17 protein-coding genes and 2 tRNA genes are annotated in these 14,783 nt (G+C 69.1%); 13 read left to right on the top strand and 6 right to left on the bottom strand.

Annotated elements, in window-relative coordinates:
• Positions 1 to 77 precede the first annotated feature (77 nt).
• The 8 genes from BM140_RS12275 to BM140_RS12240 all read left to right on the top strand — a co-directional run bounded on the left by BM140_RS12275 (position 78) and on the right by BM140_RS12240 (position 3,668).
• Positions 78 to 773, top strand: coding sequence for a fumarylacetoacetate hydrolase family protein (locus BM140_RS12275; protein ID WP_091946585.1), 696 nt, complete (start codon positions 78 to 80; stop codon positions 771 to 773).
• Between the two features lie 85 nt (positions 774 to 858).
• Positions 859 to 1,332, top strand: coding sequence for an NUDIX domain-containing protein (locus BM140_RS12270; RefSeq protein WP_091946235.1), 474 nt, complete (start codon positions 859 to 861; stop codon positions 1,330 to 1,332).
• A gap of 107 nt (positions 1,333 to 1,439) precedes the next feature.
• A tRNA-Gly gene (locus BM140_RS12265) sits at positions 1,440 to 1,514 on the top strand.
• Positions 1,515 to 1,570: 56 nt separating this feature from the next.
• Positions 1,571 to 1,645 (top strand) — tRNA-Gly (locus tag BM140_RS12260).
• A 208-nt stretch (positions 1,646 to 1,853) separates the two neighbouring features.
• Positions 1,854 to 2,324: a hypothetical protein gene (locus tag BM140_RS25870; protein WP_091946232.1), complete on the top strand. Its 471-nt coding sequence runs from the start codon at positions 1,854 to 1,856 to the stop codon at positions 2,322 to 2,324.
• Positions 2,325 to 2,423: 99 nt separating this feature from the next.
• Positions 2,424 to 2,723: a hypothetical protein gene (locus BM140_RS12250; protein WP_091946230.1), complete on the top strand. Its 300-nt coding sequence runs from the start codon at positions 2,424 to 2,426 to the stop codon at positions 2,721 to 2,723.
• 70 nt (positions 2,724 to 2,793) lie between these two features.
• Positions 2,794 to 3,267, top strand: a complete 474-nt coding sequence (locus BM140_RS12245) for a VOC family protein (RefSeq protein ID WP_091946227.1) — start codon at positions 2,794 to 2,796, stop codon at positions 3,265 to 3,267.
• 86 nt (positions 3,268 to 3,353) lie between these two features.
• The gene (locus tag BM140_RS12240) at positions 3,354 to 3,668 is read left to right on the top strand and encodes a hypothetical protein (protein WP_091946224.1); all 315 of its coding nucleotides are present in this window, start codon (positions 3,354 to 3,356) and stop codon (positions 3,666 to 3,668) included.
• 36 nt (positions 3,669 to 3,704) lie between these two features.
• On the opposite strand, the gene leuD is transcribed toward BM140_RS12240, so the two are convergent.
• Complete coding sequence (leuD, locus tag BM140_RS12235) at positions 3,705 to 4,307, bottom strand: 3-isopropylmalate dehydratase small subunit (RefSeq protein ID WP_091946221.1); 603 nt, start codon at positions 4,305 to 4,307, stop codon at positions 3,705 to 3,707.
• Positions 4,308 to 4,475: 168 nt separating this feature from the next.
• Between leuD and BM140_RS25865 the strand changes: the two genes are divergently transcribed.
• A complete protein-coding gene (locus BM140_RS25865; RefSeq protein WP_165616448.1) occupies positions 4,476 to 4,652 on the top strand; it encodes a hypothetical protein in 177 nt (58 codons plus the stop codon).
• A 10-nt stretch (positions 4,653 to 4,662) separates the two neighbouring features.
• Here the strand turns inward: BM140_RS25865 and BM140_RS12230 are convergent, their stop codons facing one another.
• The gene (locus tag BM140_RS12230) at positions 4,663 to 4,965 is read right to left on the bottom strand and encodes an alkylphosphonate utilization protein (RefSeq protein WP_091946218.1); all 303 of its coding nucleotides are present in this window, start codon (positions 4,963 to 4,965) and stop codon (positions 4,663 to 4,665) included.
• 291 nt (positions 4,966 to 5,256) lie between these two features.
• Here BM140_RS12230 and BM140_RS12225 point away from each other — a divergent pair, with 291 nt between their 5' ends.
• Entirely contained in the window at positions 5,257 to 5,751 is a 495-nt protein-coding gene (locus BM140_RS12225; protein ID WP_091946214.1) for a DUF3617 domain-containing protein, read from the top strand.
• On the opposite strand, the gene BM140_RS12220 is transcribed toward BM140_RS12225, so the two are convergent.
• Both BM140_RS12220 and ccrA read right to left on the bottom strand, forming a co-directional pair.
• On the bottom strand, positions 5,748 to 5,954 hold the full coding sequence (locus BM140_RS12220; RefSeq protein ID WP_091946210.1) for a hypothetical protein: 207 nt from the start codon (positions 5,952 to 5,954) through the stop codon (positions 5,748 to 5,750). The genes BM140_RS12225 and BM140_RS12220 overlap by 4 nt on opposite strands.
• Positions 5,955 to 6,058: 104 nt before the next feature.
• Complete coding sequence (gene ccrA / locus BM140_RS12215; RefSeq protein WP_056246309.1) at positions 6,059 to 7,357, bottom strand: crotonyl-CoA carboxylase/reductase; 1,299 nt, start codon at positions 7,355 to 7,357, stop codon at positions 6,059 to 6,061.
• A 440-nt stretch (positions 7,358 to 7,797) separates the two neighbouring features.
• Between ccrA and BM140_RS26690 the strand changes: the two genes are divergently transcribed.
• Together BM140_RS26690 and BM140_RS12205 are read left to right on the top strand one after the other, a co-directional pair.
• Positions 7,798 to 8,241: a hypothetical protein gene (locus BM140_RS26690; protein ID WP_091946206.1), complete on the top strand. Its 444-nt coding sequence runs from the start codon at positions 7,798 to 7,800 to the stop codon at positions 8,239 to 8,241.
• A 193-nt stretch (positions 8,242 to 8,434) separates the two neighbouring features.
• Positions 8,435 to 10,516 carry a protein meaA gene (locus BM140_RS12205; protein WP_091946203.1) on the top strand — a complete coding sequence of 694 codons (2,082 nt, stop codon included), beginning with the start codon at positions 8,435 to 8,437 and terminating at the stop codon, positions 10,514 to 10,516.
• A gap of 50 nt (positions 10,517 to 10,566) precedes the next feature.
• Here the strand turns inward: BM140_RS12205 and BM140_RS12200 are convergent, their stop codons facing one another.
• Entirely contained in the window at positions 10,567 to 12,354 is a 1,788-nt protein-coding gene (locus BM140_RS12200) for an ABC transporter ATP-binding protein (protein ID WP_091946200.1), read from the bottom strand.
• A 462-nt stretch (positions 12,355 to 12,816) separates the two neighbouring features.
• Positions 12,817 to 14,313 (bottom strand): carboxypeptidase M32, encoded by a 1,497-nt coding sequence (locus tag BM140_RS12195; protein ID WP_091946197.1) that lies wholly within the window; start codon positions 14,311 to 14,313, stop codon positions 12,817 to 12,819.
• A 285-nt stretch (positions 14,314 to 14,598) separates the two neighbouring features.
• On the opposite strand from BM140_RS12195, the gene BM140_RS12190 reads away from it, so the two are divergent.
• A complete protein-coding gene (locus BM140_RS12190) occupies positions 14,599 to 14,778 on the top strand; it encodes a hypothetical protein (protein WP_056246319.1) in 180 nt (59 codons plus the stop codon).
• Positions 14,779 to 14,783: the final 5 nt, after the last annotated feature.

Here is a 14,783-nt window from a genome sequence, read left to right as displayed (position 1 = left end):
ATCGATCCGCGGCGCGAGGCCGCGCGACCTGCGCTACATTGAAGTCCGACGCCATCGACCCGAGGCCGCTTGCCGCCATGCTGTCCGTGATCCCGAACCCGCCGCGCCCCGCCTTGCCGATCCATGGCAGCGCCGACCTGTTTCCGGTGCGCCGGGTCTACTGCGTCGGGCGCAACTACCGGGCCCATGCCCGCGAGATGGGCGCCGACGAGCGCGACCCGCCGTTCTTCTTCCTCAAGCCCGCCGACACGCTGCAGATCGTCCCCGAAGGCGAGACCGCCGAGCACCCCTATCCGCCGCGCACCGAAAACTACCATTTCGAGGTAGAGTTGGTGGCGGCTCTGGGCCGGGGCGGGCGCGACATCCCGGTCGAGACGGCCGGCGGCCACGTCTACGGCTACGCGGTGGGCCTCGACATGACCCGGCGCGACCTTCAGGACGAGGCCAAGCGCCTGTCGCGCCCCTGGGAGATGGGCAAGGCGGCCGATTTCTCCGCGCCCGTCGGCCCGCTCCATCCGGCGGGCGTTATCGGGCACCCCAGGGCGGGGGCGATCACGCTCGATTGCGACGGGGCCGAGCGCCAGCGCGGCGACCTCTCCGAGATGATCTGGTCGGTCCCAGAGCAGGTGGCCCTGCTCTCGACCTATTTCGAGCTCCATCCGGGCGACCTGATCTTCACCGGCACGCCGTCCGGCGTCGGGCCGGTGGCGCGGGGGCAAACGCTCCACGCCCGGATCGAGGGCGTCGGCAGCCTCAGGCTGACGGTCGCCTGAGGGCGGCGCTAGATTCCTGTGCCGCATCGGCTTTTTCCGAAAGCCGGTTCCCACCTTTCGGGCCGATGCTCTAGAGACACGGGCCATGTTCAGTCTCGACCGCCCCTGGCTCTACGGCCTCGTCATGCGCGCCGGTCTCCTCACCCGCGGCATGACGCTGGGCGTGCGGGGCGTGGCGATCGACGAAGAAGGCCGCGTCTGCCTCATCCGCCACACCTATGTCGCGGGCTGGCACCTGCCCGGCGGCGGGATCGATCCCGGCGAGAGCGCCCCCGAGGCGATGCGCCGGGAGTTCCGCGAGGAGGCCGAGATCGTCGTCGAGCCGGGCGCGCCGCTGCGGCTGCACGGCTTCTTCCTCAACGCGCGGGCGCCGCGGCGGGACCACATCGCGGTCTACGTCGTCCCGGCCTTCACGGTCATCGGCCCGAAGCGGCCCGACCGCGAGATCGCCGAATGCGGCTTCTTCTCCCTCGACGCCCTGCCGCCCGACACCACGCGGGCGACCCGCACCCGGCTCGACGAAATCCGCGAAGGCCGGGCTCCGGCGGAGGCATGGTGAGCCCGCCAACGAAAAGCGAAGTTCGCGCTTGCACCGCGGGGCGGAATGGTGTTTAGAACGCCCACCGACGGCGAGGCCCACGGGCGGCGCCGAACGGGACGAGACGAGCGGGTGTAGCTCAGGGGTAGAGCACAACCTTGCCAAGGTTGGGGTCGAGGGTTCGAATCCCTTCGCCCGCTCCAGTTTCTCTGATCGGTATTTCACGAAGGGGCCCTAGGGCTCGCAGTCGTGACAGTGAGCGGGTGTAGCTCAGGGGTAGAGCACAACCTTGCCAAGGTTGGGGTCGAGGGTTCGAATCCCTTCGCCCGCTCCAGTTTCTCCGACACGATCTTTATGGTTTTACGGCTCGGCACGGTTTGTGCCTTGCGTGACCGTCGCTTTGCAGTCTACGACCGTCGAGACGTAGGCCACCTCGCGAGTCGCCAATTCGCGACCGAGCGAAGCCCGGTTCTGTTTCGTTAAGATCGCGTCTCTATCCTCATCGTGTCGGCCGGATCAATCCGGCCTGGAAGTCTTGCCACATGCGCAATGTTTCTCGGCGGTCCTTTACCGTCGAAGTCAAATCGACGGGCCGCCGCACCTCGACGATCATCCCGACCCGTGTCGCCGCTCCTTCGGCGCCCACTCCGCAGACCCTGTTTTCGACTCCTGCCGCCCCGCGCGAGCCGGCCGCCGAGAAGCGCCGGGTGCTGCCGAACCTGATCGAGCCGGAGGTGCCGGAGATCGAGCCCGCCCCGCCGCCGGTCGCCGAGGACGCTCCGCCGCGCCGCCCCCGCGGGCGCCCGCGCAAGCATCCGCTCCCGGTCAGCCCGCCGCCGGTGGCGCGCGAAATCCCGGTCGTGGCCGAGCCCGTGATCGCCGCGGCGCCGCCGCCGCCGGAAGAGGCCGCTCCGTCCGCTCCCACGCCGCGCAAGCGCAAGGAGTTGCCGGGCGCAGAGCTGCCCCGCGGCGAGCGCTGGAAGACCCGGCGTCTCGGGCGCTGGAGCCGATAGGGCAGCGCTCAACCCTTCGGGCAGGGAAGTGTCGCGCTGACCGTGACGATCGGCCGATTGCCGCGTTGTCGGCTTCGACCGACCAACCGGAGCCGTTCCATGTCCGCCCGCGCCGCCGCGCTCGCCCTGCTCAGTCTCGTCTTCATCCCGGAGGCCAGGGCCGCGGCCTTCGACGACCTCAAGGCCGACCTCGCCGTGTGCCTGCGGTTCGAACTCGACGGCGCCCGCGCCCGCCGCGCCGGGGTCGGCGACGCAGTGCGCCGGTGCGCCGTGGAGATCGAGCGCTTGGACCGGGCCGATCCGCGCCGACTGCCCGGCGACCGTGGCCTCAGCCCCTCGAGCCGGGGCGTGCTCCAGAGCGTGCTCGGCTCCGGCGGGCGCCACAAATCGGCCCGCTGAGCCACAGGGTTGGTTCGCCGCCCGCGGACCGGCTATCCTCGACGCCAGCACCGAGCCGCGAGGACACGCCATGCCGAAGGTCAGCACCTGCCTCTGGTTCGAGCGGGACGCGGAAGCCGCGGTGAGCCGCTACGTCTCGCTGATCCCCGACTCGCGCATCGACCATGTCCAGCGTGCGCCGGGCCCGTGGCCGGCGGGGCAGGCAGGCGACGTGATCCTGATCGCCTTCACGCTCGGCGGCCAGAACTTCCAGGCCTTGAATGGCGGCAGCCGAGCCGAGTACGGCACCGCCGCCTCGATCTCGGTGCCGTGTGCCGACCAAGCCGAGGTCGATCGCCTCTGGGCAGCGCTGACGGAAGGCGGATCCGAGATCGCCTGCGGCTGGCTGCGCGACCGCTGGGGCGTGCCCTGGCAGATCTTTCCCGAGAGGCTGCCGCGCCTGCTGGCCGACGCCGATCCGGCTCGGGCCGCCCGCGTTTTCACCGCGATGCAGGGGATGGTGAAGATCGACGTCGCCGCCCTGGAGCGCGCCGCTGCCGGATGAGGACAGTGCGCGGAAGGGCACCCTAACGATTGGCTCACCTTACCGGGCTAGCTTCAGCGGGCTCGGACTCGAAGGGAGCGTTATCCATGAGCAGCGGCATCGCCCATTCCTCGCCGGCACGGCTGTCGGAGGTCTCGCGCCTCGCCACCCTGCTGGCCGACCAAGCCCTCGACGCGCAGATCGAGCGTCGGCCGATCCCGGACCTGCAGCTGCGCGCCCTCGTCGAGGCCGCCGAATTGCTCGACGCCTATGGACAGGCGCTGCCGCCGCTGCTCGGCCAGGTGATGCACGAGATCAACACGGATCGGGGCGACGCCAAGCAGGCCCGCCGCGACGACGAGATCGGACGCCTCGCCTGGATGCTGCGCCCGTTCCGCACGAAGCCGAGCGAGCGGCACTGATCCACTATGCCCCCGGCTCGCGCCGGGGGAGGGCGCTCAGGCCCACTCGCGTTGCGCGAGCTTCGCCTCGAAATCCGCGATGGCCGGGGCCCGCTCCAGCGTCAGGCCGATTTCGTCGAGGCCGTTGAGCAGGTTGTGCTTGCGGCCCTCGTCGATGTCGAAATGCAGCGTGCCGCCGTCCGGGCCCTTGATGGTCTGGGCGGCCAGATCGATCGTCAGCGTCGCGTTGGCGCCGCGCTCGGCGTCGAGGAACAGCTTTTCGAGGTCGTCGGCCGAGACGACGATCGCCAGGATGCCGTTCTTGGCGCAGTTGTTGAAGAAGATGTCGGCGAAGCTCGTCGAGATCACGCAGCGGATGCCGAAATCGGCGAGCGCCCAGGGGGCGTGCTCGCGCGAGGAGCCGCAGCCGAAATTGTCGCCCACCACCAGGATCTTGGCGTTGCGATAGGCGGGCTGGTTGAGGACGAAGTCGGGCTTTTCCGAGCCGTCGTCGTTGTAGCGCATCTCCGAGAACAGGCCCGTGCCCAGCCCGGTGCGCTTGATCGTCTTGAGATACTGCTTCGGGATGATCCGGTCGGTGTCGACGTTGATGATCCGCATGGGCGCGGCGACGCCCTCAAGGGTCGTGAACTTTTCCATGGCTCGTCTCGATACCGTCGCGCGGAACGGTTATGTTGGTCCCGTTCCGATGTCCGGCGCGTTCTAGCAGCGGGGCCGCCGCGCCGGAAGGTGCCGCGCATGGCCGGCGCCCCAGCGCTTCAAGCCCCGCTTCCATCGCGCCGTCCAGCGAGGGGGAAGCCGCACGACATGGCCGAGACGCCCGACACCTTCAAGAAGGCGCCCAAGCGCAAGCCCTCCAAGGGCAAGAGCGTGGCGGTGTCGCCCGAGATGCGGCAGGCTTACGCCGACCTCATCAAGGAGCGGGAGGCCAAGCAGGAGGGCTACGAGCGCCACCTGCGGCAGGACGAACCGAAGCGGCGCTGATCCCCGGTCGTCAGCGCTTGCGCACGAATTCGGTGCGCAGCACGAGGCCCTTGATGCTGTCGTGCCGGCAATCGATCTCCTCCGGATCGTCCGTGAGGCGGATCGAGCGGATCACCGTCCCTTGCTTCAGGGTCTGGCCGGCGCCCTTTACCTTCAGATCCTTGATCAGGACCACGGCATCGCCGTCGGCGAGGACATTGCCGGAGGCATCCCGCACCTCGGCCCGGGTCGCGCTCGCGGTCGCCATCTCCGAGGCCGGGCGCCATTCGCCGGTCGCCTCGTCGTACACGTAAGCATCGTCGTCGTCGGACAAGGGGCGGACCTCGGCTGCGGAAGACGCCGTTGTGCCATCGCGGCCGGCGGCGGCAAGAGGGGGCCGAGCAGGGCAGTATCCCGCCCGGAGCAGCCTGCCCCAAATCCAGAAGCGGGCGCATTCGCCTCAGGCTATTCAGCGATGATCGAACCGTAAAACCGCGGTAGATCCAGCATAACCGACGGTCTGTTCTTGTTCTATCTCCGCCCTCCAGGCTTGTGCCGTACCGGCACATTGGGTACCCCTCGCCCTCGAAGCGGCCTTTTGCGCCGCGTCGACCCAGGAGAACCCGTGCACGTTCGTCTCATCGGAATCGGAATCGCCACCGCCCTGTCCGCTGCCGGCACCCTCGCCGCAGCGGAGACGATGCCGGCCCGCAGGGCCGGCCTGTGGGAGAGCAAGACGATCACGCCGGAAGGCAACGTCACCGCCCGCCAGTGCATCGATTCCAAGACCGATCAGTTCTCCCAGGGCGCCTTCGGCGCGGGCCAGAACTGCACCAAGAACACCATGACCAAGACGAGTGCGGGCTACGAAGGCGCGAGCGACTGCAAGATCGGCACGATCCAGGCCGCGGCCAAGAGCGTGATCACCGGCGATTTCGACAGCAAGATCCACATGGTGGTGGACACGACGCTCACCGGCATGCCCGGCGCCAAGGCCCCGGTGCAGCGCCAGATGGTGATCGACGCGACCTATCTCGGCCCCTGCGAGGCCGGCCAGAGCCCCGGCGACATCATCCTGCCCGACGGCAAGGTCGTGAAGATGCCGGCGCCCGCTCGTTAGCGCCGGCTCACGCCATAGAGCACGGCTGTGAGCGCGACGAGGAACGGCAGCCAGAAATGGAGCAGGCCGGCGCCGCTCCACACGGTGAAGCGCTCCCGGCAGCCGGTCGTGTTCATCGCGCAGCCGAGCGGCACGAAGTAGAAGAACCAGAGGAAGGTCGCGGCGGCCAGGATCAGGCCGAGGATCAGGGCCGTGGTCTTCATGTCCGCCCCCGATATGCGTGAAGCCGCCGCCCCGGCCGGGACGGCGGCTTCCTTATGTCTTCGAAGCACGGTGGAGCGCTGCTGTCACGCCCCGCCCGCGCGGCTCACATGGCCTTGAGGGGCCCCGCCTCGATCACGTCCTCGACGGTGCGCAGACCGGCGCGGGTCGAGTTCACGAGCACCGCCATGTTGCCCGGCGGGTGCTGGTTCTTCCACATCTTGGTGTGGGCGGCCGGGATCTTGTCCCAGGGCAGCACCTCGCTCATGCAGGGGTCGATGCGCCGGTCGATCACGAACTGGTTCGCGGCCGAGGCCTGCTTGAGGTGGGCGAAGTGCGAGCCCTGGATGCGCTTCTGGCGCATCCAGACGTAGCGGGCATCGAAGGTGATGTTGAAGCCGGTGGTGCCGGCGCAGAACACGATCATGCCGCCGCGCTTGGCCACGAGCGTCGAGACCGGGAAGGTCGACTCGCCCGGATGCTCGAACACGATGTCGACGTCGTTGCCCTTGCCGGTGATGTCCCAGATCGCCTTGCCGAACTTCCGGGCTTCCTTGAGCCAGGTGTTGTATTCGGGCGAGTTGACCTTCGGCAGCTGGCCCCAGCAATCGAAGTCCTTGCGGTTGATGACGCCCTTGGCGCCGAGCGACATCACGTAGTCGCGCTTCGTGTCGTCCGAGATCACCGCGATGGCGTTGGCACCCGACGCCGCGCAGAGCTGCACCGCGAACACGCCGAGGCCGCCCGAGGCGCCCCACACCAGCACGTTCTGGCCCGGACGGACCGTGTGCGGCGCGTGGCCGAACAGCATGCGGTAGGCGGTGGCGAGGGTGAGGGTGTAGCAGGCGGCCTCTTCCCAGGTGAGGTGCTGCGGGCGCTTCATCAGCTGGCGCGACTGCACCCGGCAGAACTGCGCGAACGAGCCGTCGCCCGTCTCGTAACCCCAGATGCGCTGCGAGGGCGAGAACATCGGATCGCCGCCGTTGCACTCCTCGTCGTCGCCGTCGTCGCGGTTGCAGTGGACGATGACCTCGTCGCCGACCTTCCAGCGCTTCACCTTGGCGCCGACCTTCCAGACGATGCCCGAAGCGTCGGAACCGGCGATGTGGTACTCGCCCTTGTGCACGTCGAACGGCGAGATCGGCTCGCCCAGGCCCGCCCAGACGCCGTTGTAGTTCACGCCCGCGGCCATGACGTAGACCAGCACCTCGTCGTCGCCGATGTCCCACACCGGCAGCACTTCGAGCTGGTGCGATTGCTCCGGCGGCCCATGGCGCTCCCGGCGGATCGCCCAGGCATACATCTTGGCCGGCACGTGGCCGAGCGGCGGGATCTCACCGAGTTCGTAAAGGTCCTTGGCTTCCGCCGTCTGCCCGGTCCAGGCCGGCGCTGCGCTCTCCGCCATCGTGGCACTCCCTGTTCGATTGCTGGTCCGCGGGCGTAGGCGCCGCTGCGAACTTGGCGGAAGCTATATGCATGATGTTTCGGGCCTTCCAAGTGGCCTAAAAGGCGAGGCTTCCTCCGATCCGCACAAAAAATAGGCATCGATCTACATCGACCCACGTGAATGCAAAATAATCTTTTCGAAGCCGCCGGGATCGCGATCCGAAGCGGATTTGGACGCGGCAAAGTCGCGCCTTGGGCTTTCCGGCCTCGGCCGCCGCGCCCTGGCCATCCAAGCCGCAACGCCGTCTCTAGAAATAATCCATCGAGAAATTTTCGAATTATCAGGATTAAATCTTCGAACTTACCTTGTGACTAAACGCACATCTTCGAAAAAATCGCTCAATGAACATGCGGGTGCCGTTCGTTTAATCAGCATCTGTCACTTTTCGGAGCAGAACCTTGCCGCGTCTTCTCGCCCTCGCCTCGCTCTCCCTCGCCCTCGTTGCCACCACCACCCTGCCGGCCGATGCGCGCCCGGCCGCCGGCCAGGATCGGCCCCCGTCGCGGACGATCGTGAAGAAGGCTAAAATCGACAAGACCAAGAGCAATCGGATCGCCGCGGGCCGGCCGGCCTCGCATTGGTCGAGCATCGCGCCCGACGTCGATCGGGTCGGCTCGCTGCCGGCACCGAGCCGGGTCGGCGCTCCCGTCCTGGTCGCCCCGGCTCTCGGCGGCCTGCCGGCGATTTCGTTTCCCGGCAGCCGCAGCTTCGAGCGCTGCGACATCGTCGTGAAGCGCCCCGGCGGCAACCCGACCCAGGACATGACCGGCTCGATCGGCCACGCGAAGAGCCATCAGAGCAACGGCGGTGCGGGCCGGATGCGCGTCTGTGGCGCGCGATGAGCCACGATCGGGCCCGCCGCATCCGGGGCGGGCCCGGTCGCAAATTCTCCTTCACCGACTCGTCAAGTTTTCCTCAAGGCTAGAGCCGCCCCTCGACCTTTCTCCCAGATGACGGGCCGCCGCCGCTTCGCTACGGTGCCGCCCACATCGCGCGCGTGGCGCGCAAGTAAGACTGTTGAGGGAGTCGAGCCGGATGAGCGCCACCGCGAGCGTCGCCGAGACCAAGAACGACAAGCCCGAGCGCGATAAGCCTTGGCTGATCCGGACCTATGCCGGCCACTCCAACGCGGCGGAATCCAACAAGCTCTATCGCGGCAACCTCGCCAAGGGCCAGACCGGTCTCTCGGTCGCCTTCGATTTGCCGACCCAGACCGGCTACGATCCGGACGACGAGCTCGCCCGCGGCGAGGTCGGCAAGGTCGGCGTCTCGGTGGCGCATCTGGGCGACATGCGCACGCTGTTCGACCAGATTCCGCTGGCGCAGATGAACACCTCGATGACGATCAACGCCACGGCGCCGTGGCTGCTGTCGCTCTATCTCGCGGTGGCGGAGGAGCAGGGCGCGCCGATCTCGGCGCTGCAGGGCACCACGCAGAACGACATCATCAAGGAATACCTGTCGCGCGGCACCTACGTGTTCCCGCCCGCGCCCTCGCTGCGGCTGACCAAGGACGTGATCCTGTTCACGACCAAGGAAGTGCCGAAGTGGAATCCGATGAACGTCTGCTCCTACCATCTGCAGGAAGCGGGCGCGACGCCGGTCCAGGAACTGTCCTACGCGCTCGCCATCGCCATCGCGGTGCTCGACACCGTGCGCGCGGACCCGGATTTCGACGAGGCCAACTTCTCGAACGTCTTCAGCCGCATCTCGTTCTTCGTGAACGCCGGGATGCGGTTCGTCACCGAGATCTGCAAGATGCGGGCCTTCGCCGAGCTGTGGGACGAGATCGCCCAGGAGCGCTACGGCATCACCGACGCCAAGAAGCGCATTTTTCGGTATGGCGTGCAGGTCAACAGTCTCGGACTGACGGAACAGCAACCCGAAAATAACGTCCACCGCATCCTGATCGAGATGCTGGCCGTCACCCTCTCGAAGCGCGCCCGCGCCCGCGCGGTGCAGCTCCCGGCCTGGAACGAGGCGCTCGGCCTGCCGCGCCCCTGGGACCAGCAATGGTCGATGCGGATGCAGCAGATCCTGGCCTTCGAGACCGATCTGCTCGAATACGACGACATCTTCGACGGCTCGAAGGTGATCGAGGCGCGCGTCGAGGCGCTCAAGGAGCAGACCCGCGCCGAGCTGAAGCGCATCGCCGAACTCGGCGGCGCCGTCACCGCCGTCGAGGCGGGCGAGTTGAAGCGGGCTCTGGTGGAATCGAACGCCAAGCGCATCGCCGCGATCGAGCGCGGCGAGCAGATCGTGGTCGGCGTCAACAAGTGGCAGAACGGCGAGCCCTCGCCGCTGACGGCCGGCGAAGGCGCGATCTTCACCGTCTCCGAGACCGTCGAGATGGAGGCCGAGGCCCGCATCCGCGAGTGGCGCGCCAAGCGCGACGACAAGGCGGTGACCAAGGCGCTCGACGACCTCGAAGCCGCCGCGCGCTCGGGCGCCAACATCATGCCGGTCTCGATCGCCGCCGCGAAGGCCGGCGTGACGACGGGCGAGTGGGGCGGGCGCCTGCGCCAGGTGTTCGGCGAGTACCGCGCCCCCACCGGCGTCACCCTTCAAACGGTGTCGTCCGGCGCGGCGGAAGAAGCCAAACTCCTCATCGCCGATCTCGGCGAGCGCCTCGGCGAGACGCCGAAGCTCGTGGTCGGCAAGCCCGGACTCGACGGCCACTCCAACGGCGCCGAGCAGATCGCTCTGCGCGCCCGGGATGTGGGCTTCGACGTGACCTATGACGGCATCCGCCAGACGCCGACCGAGATCGTCGCCAAGGCGGTGGAGCGCGGCGCCCACGTCATCGGTCTGTCGGTGCTATCGGGCTCCCACGTGCCGCTGGTGCGCGAGGTGAAGGCGAAGCTGCGCGAGGCCGGGCTCGACCACGTGCCGGTCGTGGTCGGCGGCATCATCTCGCCCGAGGACGAGCTGGTTCTCAAGAACATGGGCGTCACCGCCGTCTACACGCCGAAGGACTACGAGCTCGACAAGATCATGGTCGGGCTCGCCAAGGTGGTGGAACGCGCCCTCGACAAGCGCGCCGCCGACAAGGCGGACGCCGCGGCCGGCGTGCCGGGTGCGCCGAAGAGCAACGGAAACGCCGCGCAGGTGTTCTGAGCGGGCGGAAGCGCATCCCCTCTCCCCGCATGCGGGGAGAGGGGAAACATTCACGCGCTCTGCGCCAGCACCGATTGCCGCTCGAACAGCGAGCGGTAGGCGCCGTTCGGGCGGCGCATCAGGGCGGCGTGGGGTCCGTCCTCGACGATGCGCCCACGGTCGAACACGAGGATGCGGTCGAGCGCTCGCACCGTCGAGAGGCGGTGCGCCACCACGATCGCGGTTCGCCCGGCCATCAGCCGCTCCATCGCCTCCTGCACCAGAGCCTCCGATTCCGAATCGAGGCTGGACGTCGCCTCGTCGAGGATCAGGATCGGCGCGTCGGCCAGGAACGCGCGGGCGAGCGCCACCCGCTGGCGCTCGCCGCCCGAGAGCTTCACCCCCCGCTCGCCGACGGGCGTGGCGTAGCCCTTCGGCAGGCGCGCGATGAAATCGTGCGCGTTGGCAAGCCGCGCCGCCCGCTCGATCGCCTCCGGCGCGGCGCCCGGCCGGCCGTAGGCGATGTTCTCGGCGAGCGAGCGGTGGAACAGCACCGGCTCCTGCGGCACGATCGCGACCTGCGCCCGAAGGCTCGCCTGGGTGGCCCCCGCCACATCCTGCCCGTCGATGGTGACCCGCCCGCCCGCCACGTCGTAAAGCCGCTGGATCAGCTTGACGAAGGTGGTCTTGCCCGAGCCCGAGCGGCCGACGAGGCCGACCCGCTGACCGGCGGGAAGCGTCACCGACAGACCGTCGTAGAGCGGCGCACGGTGATCGCCATAATGGAAGCGTACATCCTCGAACCGGATCGCTCCGCCCGAGACCTGAAGCGGCACGGCGCCCGGCCGGTCGGCGACGCCCGCCGGCTCGCTCTCCAGCGCGACCAGTTCCTCCATCTCGTTGACGGCTCTTTGCAGGTGGTTGATCTGCCCGCCGATGTCGCGGAGGTAGCTGTGCACCACGAAGTAGGTGGTGAGCACGTAGGCGACCTCGCCGGGGCTCGCCTGCGCGACCCACCAGAGCCACAAGGCCGTGGCGACGATGGCGGTGCGGAAGGCGAGCAGCAGCGCGAGCTGCGCCGTGCCGCTCCACGTCACGATCATCCACGTGCGGTGCGTGCGCCGCCGCCAACGGCCGAGGATGCGGGCGAGCCGCGCCTCCTCGCGTGCCTCCGCGCCGAACGCCTTGACCACGGCGTTGTTGCCGACCGCATCCGACAGCGCGCCGCCCAGCCGCGTATCGAGGGCGTTCGACAGCGTGGCGGCGGGCGCGATCACCCGGGTCGCCAGGAACACGGACGCCGCGACGTAGACGAGCGCACCGATCCCGACCACAGCCCCCATCGCCGGCCAGTGCAGGCCGAGCACCACGGTGGTCCCGGCGAGCACGACGAGAGAGGGCAGCAGCGAGAGCAGCAGCACGTCGTTGAGGCTGTCGATCGCCCACATCCCACGGGAGATCTTGCGCACGGTCGAGCCCGCGAAGGTGCTGGCGTGCCACTCCGTGGACAAGCGCTGGACGCGCGCGAAACTGTCGCCGAGTACGTCCGACATGGTGCCGAGCGTCAGCGGCACGACGAGGGCCCAGGAGACGTGGCGCAGCCCGACCGCCACGAGACTCAAGCCGGTCATGGCCGCAAAGGCCGGCATCGCGGCGCCGAGTGCCGCCTCGCGCTCGGCGCCCGCCAGCGCATCGACGAGGCGGCCGGCATAGATCGGCAGCATCACGTCCGCCAGCGTCGCGAGCGTGACGGCGGCGACGAGACCGAAGACCAAGGCGAGCCGCTTGCGCCAGCCGCGGGCGACGAACGCGACGACGCGACGGACCGCGTCCGTGCGCTGGGGAGAAGTCAAGGACATGACACGCGCCCGACGCGCAAGCGTCGGCTCCGAAAGGCGCGGGCCCACGCGACGGGGTCGGCGCAGACCGGCGAGGTCGGATCGGGGAGGATGAGGAGAACCGTGGGGCCGCTCAGGCCGGCGACGGCGAGGACGGCGCTTAGGCGCGTCCCGTGCGAACTCGGATCGCAGCGATTCCGAGAGGAGAGAAGGCTGGCATGACGCTCATACGGTCCTCTCCTTGCTCAAGTTCGACCGATGGCAGGGTTAAGCAAACAGGCCGCGATTCGCAACCTGGGCGGTGTCGCGGAAGCCCCCTGAAATCGTGGATCGATCAGTGGACCCGGATGCCCGCTCGGCCGCCTACCGAACCTCCCGCCCGGCAGCCTGTGCCCCCGCGCCGTCCCTTGCCATCCGGGCCGGCGGCGAGGGGGCAATCGGCGATGAGTCGGGATCATCGCCGATGGGTCTTACGCCGCCCGGTCAAGCCTGCCCGAGATACCGCCGCCGCAGATGCGCCAGGAAGTCGGCCGTGCCGAGCGGACGGCCGGTGGCGGCCACCAAGAGGTCGTCGGTCTCCGTGAGACTCGCGCGGGCATGGACGTTCCGGCGCAGCCAGCCGAGCAGCGGCGCGAAGTCACCACGGGCGAGGCCGGGCCGGATCTCCGGCACCGCTTCGTTGGCGGCAGCAAACAGCTGGGCGGCGGCGAGCGCGCCGAGGGTGTAGGTCGGGAAATAGCCGAAGCTGCCGCCGGGCCAGTGGATATCCTGGAGGCAGCCGAGACGGTCGCTCGGCACGGTGAGGCCGAGCAGCTCCTTCATACCGGCATCGAACGCGCCCGGCAGGTCGGCGACCGCGAGGTCGCCCGCGATCATCGCGGTCTCCAGGCGGTAGCGCAGCAGGACATGGGCCGGATAGGTCACCTCGTCGGCATCGACCCGGATGAAGCCGGGCTCCACGCGGGTGTAGAGCCGGTGCAGGTTCTCGGCCGTCCAGGCCGGCCCCTCGCCACCGAAGGCCTGGCGCAAGGCGGGGGCGAGGTACTGGCAGAAATCCAGACCGCGGCAGGCCTGCATCTCGATGAGCAGGGACTGGCTCTCGTGCAGGCTCATGCCGCGGGCGAGCCCGACCGGCTGATGGCGCCACGCGGCCGGGCGGCCCTGCTCGTAGAGAGCGTGGCCGGTCTCGTGCAACACGCCCATCAGGGCGCCGGTCACCGCGGCCTCGTCGTAGCGGGTGGTGATGCGCACGTCGTCGGTGGCGCCGCCGCAGAACGGATGCAGGCTGACATCAAGCCGCCCGCGGGAGAAGTCGAAGCCGGCCGCCCGCATCAGCTCGAGGCCCAATGCGCGCTGGGCTGCGACCGGGAAGGGGCCGGGCAGCGCCAGGGGAGGGGCCTCGGCGGCCTGCCGCTCGCGCACCTCGACGACGAGGTTCGGCAGGACGGCGCGCAACTCCGAAAAGAGCGGGTCGATGCGGGCCTGGCGCATGCCCGGATCGTAGCCGTCGAGCAGGGCGTCATAGGGCGAGAGCCCGAGCACCGCGCCCTTGGCCTCGCCGACGCGGCGCTGGAGCCGCAGCACCTCCGTCAGGTGCGGGGAGAGCTTGGCGAAGTCGGATTCGGCGCGGGCCTCGCGCCAGACCATCTCGCAGCGGGTCGCGGCCTTGGAAGCGGCGGCGACGAGGTCGCCCGGCACGGCGGCCGCATGGACATAGGCCCGGCGCATCTCGCGCAGGTTGGCGCGCTCCCACTCGCCGAGATCGTCCGCCCCGGCCTCGGCTTCGTCGAGCCGTTCGAGGGTGCGCGGATCGGTCAGGATCTCGTGGGACAGCACCTTGAGCACCGCCATCTGTTCGCCACGGGTGTCGGCGGCGCCGTCGGGCATCTGGGTCTGGGTGTCCCAGCCGAGGATGCCGCCGGCATCGTCGAGGGCGCCGAGGCGGGCGAAGGTCGCCGCGAGGGTGGTGTAGGCCTGCATGGGCTTCTCGGATTCTTCGGTGCGCTGAGTCTGGTCTAAAAGCCGAGACCGGAGCGTGGCAATCCAGGGGAAGGCGGCGCAGCCGCCGCGGCCGGCACGACCGCCCCGCCGGCCGGGGTGAACGAAATGCGTCCGGCAAAAACCACCGGTTAAGGCTAAGCGCCTATCACCGGCCTCAGGGCCTTCTGCGGAAGCTCCCGCGCCGTCGCCGCCTCTTGGGGCAGCCGCGGTGCGGCGGCCGTGCCGCGGACGAGCCATCGAGCCTTGGTGTTGAAAGGAGCGCCGATGACCAGGGAACAACTCGCGACCGAACTGAAGCGCATGGCCTCCTCGCAGGTCAGCGACATCGAGCGCGCGGTCAAGGCGGGCCACAAGACCATCGCCCTGAACGAGCTGGCCGACCTCGACCGGCAGCTCAAGGCGCTCGCCACCGCCCTCAAGGCGAAGCCCGCCATCCGCGCCTGACCGAC

Origin of the sequence: Methylorubrum salsuginis (assembly GCF_900114375.1) — a bacterium.
Taxonomy (GTDB): domain Bacteria; phylum Pseudomonadota; class Alphaproteobacteria; order Rhizobiales; family Beijerinckiaceae; genus Methylobacterium; species Methylobacterium salsuginis.
This window is presented reverse-complemented; position numbering and strand designations above follow the sequence as displayed.

Excerpts from the sequence above, each read along its gene's own strand:
- BM140_RS12245 (WP_091946227.1), top strand. The coding sequence starts at position 2,794 with ATGCCGAAGGTCAGCACCTGCCTCTGGTTCGAGCGGGACGCGGAAGCC.
- leuD (WP_091946221.1), bottom strand. The coding sequence starts at position 4,307 with ATGGAAAAGTTCACGACCCTTGAGGGCGTCGCCGCGCCCATGCGGATC.
- BM140_RS12195 (WP_091946197.1), bottom strand. The coding sequence starts at position 14,313 with ATGCAGGCCTACACCACCCTCGCGGCGACCTTCGCCCGCCTCGGCGCC.
- BM140_RS12190 (WP_056246319.1), top strand. The coding sequence starts at position 14,599 with ATGACCAGGGAACAACTCGCGACCGAACTGAAGCGCATGGCCTCCTCG.
- BM140_RS12275 (WP_091946585.1), top strand. The coding sequence starts at position 78 with ATGCTGTCCGTGATCCCGAACCCGCCGCGCCCCGCCTTGCCGATCCAT.
- BM140_RS25865 (WP_165616448.1), top strand. The coding sequence starts at position 4,476 with ATGGCCGAGACGCCCGACACCTTCAAGAAGGCGCCCAAGCGCAAGCCC.
- BM140_RS12220 (WP_091946210.1), bottom strand. The coding sequence starts at position 5,954 with ATGAAGACCACGGCCCTGATCCTCGGCCTGATCCTGGCCGCCGCGACC.
- BM140_RS12200 (WP_091946200.1), bottom strand. The coding sequence starts at position 12,354 with ATGTCCTTGACTTCTCCCCAGCGCACGGACGCGGTCCGTCGCGTCGTC.
- BM140_RS25870 (WP_091946232.1), top strand. The coding sequence starts at position 1,854 with ATGCGCAATGTTTCTCGGCGGTCCTTTACCGTCGAAGTCAAATCGACG.
- BM140_RS12205 (WP_091946203.1), top strand. The coding sequence starts at position 8,435 with ATGAGCGCCACCGCGAGCGTCGCCGAGACCAAGAACGACAAGCCCGAG.
- BM140_RS12240 (WP_091946224.1), top strand. The coding sequence starts at position 3,354 with ATGAGCAGCGGCATCGCCCATTCCTCGCCGGCACGGCTGTCGGAGGTC.
- BM140_RS12250 (WP_091946230.1), top strand. The coding sequence starts at position 2,424 with ATGTCCGCCCGCGCCGCCGCGCTCGCCCTGCTCAGTCTCGTCTTCATC.
- BM140_RS12270 (WP_091946235.1), top strand. The coding sequence starts at position 859 with ATGTTCAGTCTCGACCGCCCCTGGCTCTACGGCCTCGTCATGCGCGCC.
- ccrA (WP_056246309.1), bottom strand. The coding sequence starts at position 7,357 with ATGGCGGAGAGCGCAGCGCCGGCCTGGACCGGGCAGACGGCGGAAGCC.